Origin of the sequence: Hymenobacter profundi (assembly GCF_019334315.1) — a bacterium.
Lineage (GTDB): Bacteria > Bacteroidota > Bacteroidia > Cytophagales > Hymenobacteraceae > Hymenobacter > Hymenobacter profundi.
Map to the genome: position 1 here is coordinate 19,715 of NZ_JAHWGL010000063.1, position 10,250 is coordinate 29,964.

7 protein-coding genes are annotated in these 10,250 nt (G+C 58.9%); all 7 read left to right on the top strand.

Annotation, left to right across the window (positions count from 1 at the left end):
• Window positions 1-33 precede the first annotated feature (33 nt).
• Window positions 34-3,192: a tetratricopeptide repeat protein gene (locus KYK14_RS14500; RefSeq protein ID WP_219159776.1), complete on the top strand. Its 3,159-nt coding sequence runs from the start codon at window positions 34-36 to the stop codon at window positions 3,190-3,192.
• 243 nt (window positions 3,193-3,435) lie between these two features.
• Window positions 3,436-5,136: a TonB-dependent receptor gene (locus KYK14_RS14505; RefSeq protein WP_219159778.1), complete on the top strand. Its 1,701-nt coding sequence runs from the start codon at window positions 3,436-3,438 to the stop codon at window positions 5,134-5,136.
• Between the two features lie 172 nt (window positions 5,137-5,308).
• Window positions 5,309-6,517 carry an HU domain-containing protein gene (locus KYK14_RS14510; RefSeq protein ID WP_219159780.1) on the top strand — a complete coding sequence of 403 codons (1,209 nt, stop codon included), beginning with the start codon at window positions 5,309-5,311 and terminating at the stop codon, window positions 6,515-6,517.
• Window positions 6,518-6,523: 6 nt separating this feature from the next.
• Complete coding sequence (locus KYK14_RS14515) at window positions 6,524-7,228, top strand: MotA/TolQ/ExbB proton channel family protein (protein ID WP_185283643.1); 705 nt, start codon at window positions 6,524-6,526, stop codon at window positions 7,226-7,228.
• Between the two features lie 94 nt (window positions 7,229-7,322).
• Window positions 7,323-7,721: an ExbD/TolR family protein gene (locus KYK14_RS14520; RefSeq protein ID WP_185283644.1), complete on the top strand. Its 399-nt coding sequence runs from the start codon at window positions 7,323-7,325 to the stop codon at window positions 7,719-7,721.
• Between the two features lie 145 nt (window positions 7,722-7,866).
• Window positions 7,867-8,781 carry a hypothetical protein gene (locus KYK14_RS14525; RefSeq protein ID WP_185283645.1) on the top strand — a complete coding sequence of 305 codons (915 nt, stop codon included), beginning with the start codon at window positions 7,867-7,869 and terminating at the stop codon, window positions 8,779-8,781.
• A gap of 76 nt (window positions 8,782-8,857) precedes the next feature.
• Window positions 8,858-10,162 carry a bifunctional folylpolyglutamate synthase/dihydrofolate synthase gene (locus KYK14_RS14530; protein WP_219159782.1) on the top strand — a complete coding sequence of 435 codons (1,305 nt, stop codon included), beginning with the start codon at window positions 8,858-8,860 and terminating at the stop codon, window positions 10,160-10,162.
• Window positions 10,163-10,250 lie beyond the last annotated feature (88 nt).

Consider the following 10,250-nt stretch of genomic DNA (forward strand, 5'->3'; position numbering starts at 1 on the left):
GGCGGATGGCGCCCCTTTCCGTAACGCCTCGTAATGAAGTTTATACCCCGTCTGGCGCTGGCTGCCTCGCTCAGCGCCGCCGTTCCGGCCGCTACCCTGGCCCAGCAAACGCAGGTTTTCACCAATACCGAACGCTATTACCAGGAAGGCCTGGAGCTGTTCGATAGAGCCAAATATGGCGCGGCCCAGCAGGCATTTCGCCGCTATCTGGCCGCTACGGAGCGCCGCGCCGGCACCCAACTCACCCAAGACCGCGGCGCCGACGCCGAGTACTACGACGCCGTATCGGGCCTCTACTTGCTGCACCCCGACGCCGAGGGCCAGATGCTGGCCTTTGCGGCCCACAACCCGGCGCACCCCAAGGCTGCCTCGGCGTTTCTGGAGCTGGGCAAGTTTTACTTTGCTAAGAAAGACTACCCCAAGGCCGTTGACTACCTACAACGGGTAGAGGCCGATAACCTAGCGCTGGAGCAGCGGGGCGAGGCCGAGTTCAAGCTGGCCTATTCCTACTTCGCCCAAAAAGAGTTCGACAAGGCCAAATTGCTGTTCGACCGCAGCAAGCAGGGCAACCACCAGTACCGCTATGCCAGCAGCTACTACGCGGGCTACCTGGCCTACCAAGCTGGCGACTACGCCGCCGCTCGTCAGGACCTGGGTGTAGCCGAGCAGAACGACGCCTACCGCCCCGTGGTGCCGGCCGTGATGAGCCAGATTTACTACAAAGAAGGCGACTACGACGGCCTGATTCGCTACGGCTCGGCGGCCCTGAACCAGACGCCGCCCCCGCAGTCGGCCGACGAAATCCAGCTGTTGGTGGGCGATGCGTACTACCAGAAGCAGGACTTCAAACAAGCCGCGCCCTACTTTACGCAGTACGCCAACGGCCGCAAGCGCATCGAGCCAGCCTTGCAGTACAAAATTGGGTACGCCAACTACCAGCTGGGCGATTACAAGAACGCAGCCAATAGCTTCAAGACCGTGGCGGCTCGCAAGGACTCATTGGGGCAGAACGCGGCCTACTATCTAGGCCTGAGCTATTTGAAGCTCAACCAAAAGCAGCCCGCCCTCAACGCCTTCGACGCGGCCCGCAAGGCTACCTTCGATCAGCAGATTGCGGAAAACGCCACCGTGAAGTACGCCCAAATCAACTACGAGCTGGGTAATTCGCAGGAGGTGACCACCGTATTGCAGGACTTTGATAAGCAGTACCCGCGTTCTAAAAACGCCGATGTGGTGGACGATTTGCTGAGCACTAGCTTCCTGAACTCGTCGGACTATGCCAAGGCCATTGCCTACCTCGAAAAGCTGAACTCGCTGAGCCCTAAGCTGAAAGCTACCTACCAGCGCGTGACGTATTTGCAGGCGGCTACACTTTATAACAACAGCCAGTTTACGGAGGCGCTGGCGTTGCTGGATAAGTCGCTGAAGTACCCGCAGGACGACGCCCTGCGTGCCCAGGCGCAGGTGTTGCAGGGCGAGATTTACAGTGTGGGCCAGCGCTACCCCGAGGCCATTACGGCTTACGCCGCGGCGGCCCGCACCACCCGCTCGGGCGGTGGTGCCGATAGTGACATTGAGCAGCAGGCCCGCTATGGCCTCGGCTATGCCTACTATAATACCAAGGACTACGCCCGCGCCAAGCCGCAATTTACCGCGTGGCTGGGCGACAAAACCGCCCGCCCGGCCAACCCCAACTACTACGACGTAACCTTACGTTTGGGCGACATTGCCTACGTTGATAAAACCTACCCGCAGGCACTGAGCTACTACGATAAGGTGATTCAAGCCAATGCCGCCGACAAGGACTACGCCTACTACCAAAAGAGCGTGGTGCTGGGCCTATTAGGCCGCCGCGACGAGGCTGCCGGCACGCTCAGCACCCTGCTGAAAACCAACCCCAACTCGCGCTATGCTGAGCAGGCCGTGTACCAGCAGGCGGAGCTGGATTTTCAAGGTGCCAATTTCCAAGCTGCTGTGGATGGCTTTTCGCGTTTGCTGCGCGCCCGCCCCAATAGCGCGTTGGCCCCGCAGGCGCTGCAAAAGCGCGGTGTGGCCTACGCCAACCTAGAGCAGCACGACAAGGCCGTGGCTGATTTTCAGCAGGTGCTGAACCAGTACCCCGGCACGCAGGCCGCTAATAGTGCCCTGTATAGCTTGCAGGAAAGCCTCACGGCGCTGGGTCGCACGGAGGAGTTCGATAAGTCTTTAGCGCAGTTCAAGCAACAGAACCCGCAGAGCAATGCTGCTGTGAGCGTGGAGTTTGAGGCGGCAAAATCGTTGTACCTGGCCGAAAAATACGCCCAGGCCATTCCGCGCCTAGAAAGCTACCTCAAGCAATATCCCGATAACGCCCTGGCTGCTAACGGCCGCTACTACCTAGCCGATTCTTACCTGCAAACCAATAAGCCGGCCGAGGCACTGCCCCGTTTGAAAGCGGTGGTAGAGGAAAACAAGAGCGAGTACGTAAACCGCGCCGTGAGCCGCGTGGCCGATCTGGAGTACGCCAACAAGAATTATCCTGAGGCCATTAAGTACTTCCAGCGCCTGCGCGAGTCCAGCACCAACAAGCGCGAAGTGGCCAACGCCGGGGTAGGACTGATGAAGAGCTACTACGAAAGCGGCGACTACGACAATACCCGGCGTGTGGCCCAAGAGCTGATTGCGCAGAGTGGCGCGTCGTTGAGCGCGGCCGGCGCGGCCCCGCTCTACCTGGGCAAGGCCAGCTACAAAGCCGGCAACCTCGAGCAGGCCATTACGGAGCTGAACAAAGCCGCCGCTGGCACCGACGAAAACGCGGCCGAAGCGCAGTATGCTGTGGCGCAGATTCTGTTTGAGCAGAAGAAATATGATGACGCCCTGGACGCCGCCTACAAAACCAACGGCTCGGCTTTCGAGACGTGGCAGGGTAGAGGCTTTCTGCTGATTGCCGATATCTACGCCGCGCAAGGCGATACGTTCCAGGCGCGCGCCACACTCAACTCCATCATCGACAATAACTTCCCGCTAGCCGAGATTATTGAAGGTGCCAAGCAGCGCCTGGCCGCACTGCCGGCCGAGGGTAGCAGCACGACGCCAGCCGCCGCACCGGCTGCGCCTACCACCAAAAAACCTGCTACTCGTCAGTCGGCACCTGTCCGCAGTAATCTCACGCCCACCACGGCGCCACCCGACTCCACGGCCACGCCGCAGTAGGTTCGGATGGTAGCGAAAATCAGCTGTCATCTTGAGCTTATGAAGGACCTTTTTACGCAGGGTCGAAGCGCAACAACGACTCGTTCCTGTGTGGGAAGGTCCTTCATAAGCTCAGGATGACAACTGATTTTTGCTATCAAGTATTCTTTAACAAACAAAAATCGCCTACCCCGTCGTCTGGCTCCCCCTCTCCCCGAGGAGAGAGGGCCGGGGGGTGAGGTCCCACGCCAGCACAATCATTCCATGAAACGAACTACCTACTATACCTACCTGGCCCTGGCTGCGCTGACTACTGCGCCGCTTGCTGCCCAGGCCCAGAAAAAGCCCGGCGGCAAGATTGAAGAGGCCGAAGTGGAGATTGTGAAGGAGCGCGTGAACCAGCTGCCCGAAGCGGCCCGCAACTATGAAAAAGTAGCTATCGAGCCGCCCGCCAAGCAGGCGGCTTCCACTACCTATAACTACCCCGATTTTCGCCTACCCACCGACCGGCTGAACCCCGCGGTGCGGGTGCTCACCATCCGGCAGGAAGACTTGCTGCCGCTCACGGGCAACTATGTGAAAGCCGGCCTGGGCAACTACGGCACCGTCTACGGCAAAGCTTACCTGCACAACACCCGCGACGACCGCGCCAGCTATGGCCTGGATTTCAGCCATCTATCATCGTCGCGCGGCCCGATTGATAAGCAGAACTCCCGCCAGAGCCAGACCCGGCTGGGCCTGAACGGCGAGATTTATAACGGCCCGGTGGCGCTGGGCGCCAAGCTGGATGTGGGCCGCGAACGGTACAACTTCTACGGCTACAACCGCAACGTGCCCGACCTGCCCGACGACCCCGACGCGCTGAAGCAGGTGTTCTACCGCGCCGCGGCCAAGGTGTACGTGCGCAACCGCTCCGCCGATGCTCCTTTTCAGTATGATCTGGGGGTAGGGTTCAACTATTGGAAAGACCAGTTTGAGGCCCGCGAAAGCAACTTTAATATCGGCTTCAAATCAGCGTATTCCTTAGCCGAAAAGGGGCGCGTGGTGGTGAATGGCGACCTGTCGTTCATCTCGCAGCAGGATTCTATTGGCACTGTGAGCCGGCCGTTTGTGCAGATTGCGCCCAGCTACGAGTTACTGTTGAACCGCCTAGCCATATCCGTGGGCGCTAACCTGGGGTACACCGGCGACACCATCAACGACCGAAGCCAGTTCAAAATTTACCCCGCTGTGCGCGTGGGCTACACTGTTACGGAAGATAAGTTTCTGGTGTATGCAGGCTTGGGCGGCGCCTTGCAGCGCGTCACACTCTACGACCTGACCACCGAAAACCCCTGGCTGGCGAAGAACCAGCGCGTGGCCGACACCCGTCGCGGTCCTACCCTCTACGTGGGCTTCAATTCTACGCCCGCCCGCAACCTGGAGCTGAACGCCAAAGTGACGGTTTCCAACGACCAGAACCTGTATTTCTACAACAACAACGCTCGCGACACCACCAAGTTTGACTTGGTGTATGACGAGAAATCAACTCAGCTGTTGCAGGTGCACGCCGAGGCGCTGTACAACGCCGCCGAGAAGTTCCGGCTGGGCCTGAAGGCCGACTACAACGGCTACAACACCAAGACCCTGGCCGAAGCTTTCCACCGGCCCAAATTCCAAACCAGCATCTTCGGCAGCTACAACGCCAGCGAGAAGCTGCGCGTGGGTGCCGAGCTGTATACGTATAGCTCTAGCTACGGCACGGGCTACCGCCCAGTGCTCACGCCGGCCGGCACTGTGCGCGAGCGAGTAGTACTGCCTACCAGCTCCGTAATAGACCTGAACCTGAAGGCTGATTACCGATTCTCGGAAAATCTGTCAATCTTTGCCATGGGCAATAATTTGCTCAACCGCCAATACCAGTACTTCCTGAACTACCCGGTGAAAGGAATTAACGTTTTGGCAGGTGTTACGTATGATTTTTAACCGCTCACTGTGTTAATGCCTGATTTTGCGTTGCATTGCTATTTCATGTAGGACCTTTCCGGTCTTGCTACCCCATTGTGCTACAGTGAGGTAGCAAGACCGGAAAGGTTTTCAATTTTTAGCGGCTGACCAATATCTTGTCGTTTTCTGTTACCCTCTGACCTTCCTGTCCGTGCAGCTTTCCGACCATATTCGCACCCTGCTTCAACACCACGATTGCGTTATTATTCCTGATTTTGGTGGGTTGATTGCCGACTACGCCCCAGCGCAGATTCATCCGGTGCGCCATACCTTGGCGCCGCCTACCAAGCGCGTGGCCTTCAATCAGTCGTTGACTCGCAACGATGGGTTGCTGGTAGATGCACTGAGTCGCGCCCTGGGTGTAAGCGCCGGGCACGCCCGCCAACTGGTGCAGGACGCCGTGACGCGTTTGCGCGCCGATCTGGAGAATCAGCAACGCGCCGAGCTGCCCGGTATCGGCGTGTTCCGGCAAGCGGCGGGTCGTGGACTGGATTTTGAATACACGGGCTCCCAAAACCTGCTGCCCGCCAGCTACGGCCTGCCAGAGCTAGTGTCGCGGCCGGTGCGCGCTACGGATGCGCTGCTAGCTCGCGAGCGGCAGCCCGCCGTGCCGCAGTTGGCCGCCGGACGCCGGGCTCGGCGCCTGTGGCAGTCGGCAGCCGTGGCAGTGGTGGTAGGGCTGGCGCTGTCAGCGCAGTACCTGTATATCCTCAACCTTGATTTTCTGCCCGACGCGCTGCGCTTCAATAGTGGTGCACCGGCGCAATTGGAAGTGTCGGCGCCGGCTTCGGTGCGGCCCATGCGCCAGCAGGCTACCTTGTCGCCACGCCCCGATAATACGGAGTGGTCGACGGTAGCAGAAGCGCCCGTTGAGGCTGCTACCCCCGTAGCTGCGGAAGACCCAGCTACTGCCGCTGCGTGGGGAACCGAAGTAGCCACGCCTGCCTCGGCGCCCACGGTAGCGGCGTCCGCCGCTAAAAAAGCTGCGCCGGTAACCACTGTACCCGCTGCTCCGGCTAAAAAATCAACTCCGGTAGCCGTTGCCAAACCCGCGGTGGTAGCACCCACCAAAGCTGTGGCTCCTACCGTGGCACCAGCTGCCAAAGTTGAGACTACAATTAAAAGCCGCACGGGCCGTTTCTACGTTATTGCTGATGTGTTCAACTCCCTGCCGAAAGCTCAGCAGCGCCTAACGCAGCTAAGCAAGCAAGGACAAGACGCGCAAATTATTCTGCCTTCCGCAACCAGCCGCTACTACCGCGTGTCAGTAGGAAACTTCACCGACAAGCCAACAGCCACCGCGCACTTAGCGCAGCTGAAAAAGTATTCCAGTTCCTCCCCCTGGGTTCTCCCTTACTAGTCTAGCATGAGTGCATTCCTGCTGCAGATTACCACTGCCGCCACCGTAGCCGCTGACTCTGCCGCCGCAGCTACCAACGTTCCCGTTGCCGATACCACCGACCTCTCCCTGCTCGACCTGATTCTGAAAGGCGGCTGGATTATGGTGCCAATCTTTCTGCTTTCGTTCGTTTCGATTTATATCATGATCGAGCGGTATATCACGATTCGGCGGGCAGCGACTATTCCCGGTGGCTTCATGGGTAGCATCAAGAGCCTGATGGTGCGCGGCGACTTGCAGGGAGCTAAAATGCTGTGCGCGCAAACGCCCTCACCGCTAGCTCGCATGATTGAGAAGGGTATTCGCCGCATTGGCCTACCCTTACAGGAGATTGAGGCCAGCGTAGAAAACGTAGGCAAAATTGAAGTAGCCCGCCTCGAAAAAGGTATTGGCGTGCTGGGCATCATTGCTGGTATTGCGCCCATGCTCGGTTTCGTGGGTACGATTATCGGCGTAATCAAGATTTTCTACTCCATCTCCACCACCGGCGACTTTGGCATTGCGCAGATTTCGGGTGGTTTGTACACTAAGATGGTGACTTCGGCCGCCGGCCTCATCGTAGGTATTATTGCCCACATTGGCTACCACTGGCTCAGCATTATGGTCGAAAACCTAGTGCTACGCATGGAGAACTCCGCCGTGGAGTTCATGGATATTCTACAGGACAACTAAAAGTTTGTTAGCTGTTAGTTGATGGCTGTTGGCTATTAGCTTGACGTTCGAGAAAAGCTAACAGCTATCAGCCAAAAGCTAACAGCTCAAGAAGATGAATCTCACCCGTCGCCGAAAGCTTTCTTCGCACGTCGAGACCAGCTCGATGAACGACATCATGTTCTTTTTGATGTTGTTTTTCCTGATTGTGAGCACGATGGTGAACCCAAACGTGATTAAGCTCATGCTGCCCAATGCCCGCTCTGGTAAGGCCGTCATGAAGCAGACCATCAATGTATCGGTGAATGCCAACGGGGAGTACTTCATTGACCGCCAGCCCGTAACGGCTGCTACTCTGGAGCAGGAATTAGGTAGCCGCGTGCAGGGTCAGGAAAATACTACCGTCGTGCTGCGCGTCGATTCCGGCCTGAACGTGCAGAAGCTGGTAGACGTATTGGAAATCGGCAACCGCCTGAAAATCAAAATGGTCATGGCCACGCAGGCCCAAAAGTGACAGAGCGGCTGAGTGACTGAGTGAGTTCTCGCTTTGTTGCTCGGCCATCTAGCTGCTTAGGTGCTGCATTTACGAAGAGGATTTTTTGTTTGACTGTGCGTCGAACAGCAAAATTCACTTAGCCACTCAATCACTCAGTCACTCTATGGCAACCCACCGCGAAGAGCACCGCCGCGAGGCCCTCCTGGGAGCCGTGATTATTCACGGACTGTTGGCCGCGGTGTTTGTATTTACTGTGTTTCGGGAGCCCGATCCGCCCCTGACCTTTGGTGGCGATGGGGTAGAGCTGAACTATGGCATCGATGAGGCCGGTTCGGGCGACATTCAGAGCCTAGCCACGGCCAACGACTCGCGCAACCGCGAGGACAGCCGTCCGCCCGCTAATAATCCATCGCCCCAGCCGCGGGCCGCTCCCGTAACGCCACCGCCGAGCCCGCCCCAGCCGGCCGTGCAGGAGAAGATAATAACCAGCGAGGCCGAGGAGAGTCCTGTATCGGTGCCGCCCGTGACGCGGGCTGCGCCCCGGCCTACCCCCGAGCCACCCCGCGAGGAGGTACGGGAAGAAGCGCCGCCCAAACCAGCTCCCAAGCCCCGCACGCTCTACACGCCCCGCGGTAGTGCCTCGGGTGGCGGCAACGGCGTGAACGGCACCAGCAACACGCCCACTGGCAACAACAACGGCGACCGGCCCGGCAGCGTGGGTGACCAAGGCGACCCACGCGGCACCCTCGATGCCAAGGCACTGTACGGCCAGCCCGGCAGCGGTGGTAGCGGCAGCAGCCCCGGCAGCGGCGGCGCGGGCGGGCTCGAAATGAGCGGTTGGGCCTTTGTGAACCGCCCCACTGCGCCGGCGCTGGACAATAACTCCGGTTTCGTGCGCTTCCGCATCAAGGTGAATGCCGATGGTGAGGTAGATGCTATTACGAAGGTGTCCGGTAACGTGTCGGCGGCTCAGGAAAAAGCTTGCCGCGACGCCCTGCAAAACGCCGAGTTCCGGCGGACTACCTCGGCCACGGGCGGTGGCTCGGGCTATTACACCTTCCGCTTTACAGTGCGATAAAACCGCTTTCTGTTACTTTTGCAACGCCGCCGACTGGATTTCTGGTCGGCGGCGTTGTCCTTCTAGTCCGCTTCTGATGAACTACACCGAAACCCTGGCTTATCTTTATCAGCAACTGCCCATGTACCAGCGGGTAGGGGCGGCGGGCTTCAAGAAAGGCCTCGGCAACACGGAAGCACTGGCGGCGGCAATGTCCAACCCCGAGCGAAAGTTTCGGGCTGTGCACGTGGCGGGCACCAACGGCAAGGGGAGCAGCTCCAACATGCTGGCCGCCGTGTTGCAAGCGGCCGGCTACCGGGTAGGGCTCTACACGTCGCCGCACCTGCGCGAATTCACGGAGCGCATCCGCCTCAATGGGCAGGAGTTGACGCCCGATTATTTGGTGCAGTGGGTAGCGAAATGGCAGCCGTTGTTCGAGGAAATTCAGCCGTCGTTTTTTGAGATGTGCGTGGCGCTGGCCTACTCGTATTTTGCCGAGGAGCAGGTAGATATTGCCGTAGTGGAGGTAGGGCTGGGCGGCCGGCTGGATTCCACTAATATCATCACGCCGCTCGTCTCGCTTATCACCAATATCAGCTACGACCATCAGGCCATGCTGGGCGATACGCTGCCACTGATTGCCGCCGAAAAAGCGGGCATCATCAAGCCCGGCGTACCGGCCATCATCAGCCAAACTCAGCCGGAGGTAGTGGAGGTTTTCGAGCAGAAGGCCCAGGCGGAAAACGCGCCATTGCTTTTTGCCGATCAGCAGTACCAAGTCTTGCAACCCGTGGAAACTGTCGCGTCTGAAGCGGCTACCCAACTCGTAGACGTGCAACGCCACGGCGCACCCTACCTGGCGCAGTTGGAGCTAGGGTTGCTGGGCGACTACCAGCGCCTGAACCTGCCCGGCGTGCTGGCCACGATAGACGAATTGCGGCAACAGGGTTTCACGATTTCAGAAGATGCCTTGCGCACGGGCTTGCGTGAAGTCAGCCGCCTCACCGGCTTTGCTGGTCGCTGGACCATCATCAGTCGTCAGCCTCTCACCATCTGCGACACGGCCCATAATGAGGCCGGCCTGCGCCTGACCATGCACCAATTGGCCCAACTGCCGCACCAACAACTGCATCTTGTACTAGGTGTTGTTAATGATAAAGACGTGACCCCGGTACTGCGCCTGCTACCCCCAGAGGCCACCTACTATTTCTGTCAGGCCAGCATCCCGCGGGCTTTGCCAGCCGAAGCGCTGGCTGTTCAGGCGGCCGAAGTAGGGCTGCACGGTGCCGCCTACCCCACAGTGGCCGAAGCGGTGCAAGCGGCCCGCGCCGCCGCCACGGCCGAAGACGTCGTCTATATTGGCGGTAGTACTTTTGTAGTGGCCGAGGTAGACGAGCTTTAATACTTTTTTCGCTGTCATCCTGCGCTTGCGAAGGACCTTCTCACGGTAGAACGACAGGCGTAACAACGACTCGTTCTAACCTGATAAG

What these genes read in the sequence shown, in the direction of transcription:
- KYK14_RS14500 (WP_219159776.1), top strand. Translation starts at nt 34, where the DNA reads ATGAAGTTTATACCCCGTCTGGCGCTGGCTGCCTCGCTCAGCGCCGCC.
- KYK14_RS14505 (WP_219159778.1), top strand. Translation starts at nt 3,436, where the DNA reads ATGAAACGAACTACCTACTATACCTACCTGGCCCTGGCTGCGCTGACT.
- KYK14_RS14515 (WP_185283643.1), top strand. Translation starts at nt 6,524, where the DNA reads ATGAGTGCATTCCTGCTGCAGATTACCACTGCCGCCACCGTAGCCGCT.
- KYK14_RS14520 (WP_185283644.1), top strand. Translation starts at nt 7,323, where the DNA reads ATGAATCTCACCCGTCGCCGAAAGCTTTCTTCGCACGTCGAGACCAGC.
- KYK14_RS14525 (WP_185283645.1), top strand. Translation starts at nt 7,867, where the DNA reads ATGGCAACCCACCGCGAAGAGCACCGCCGCGAGGCCCTCCTGGGAGCC.
- KYK14_RS14530 (WP_219159782.1), top strand. Translation starts at nt 8,858, where the DNA reads ATGAACTACACCGAAACCCTGGCTTATCTTTATCAGCAACTGCCCATG.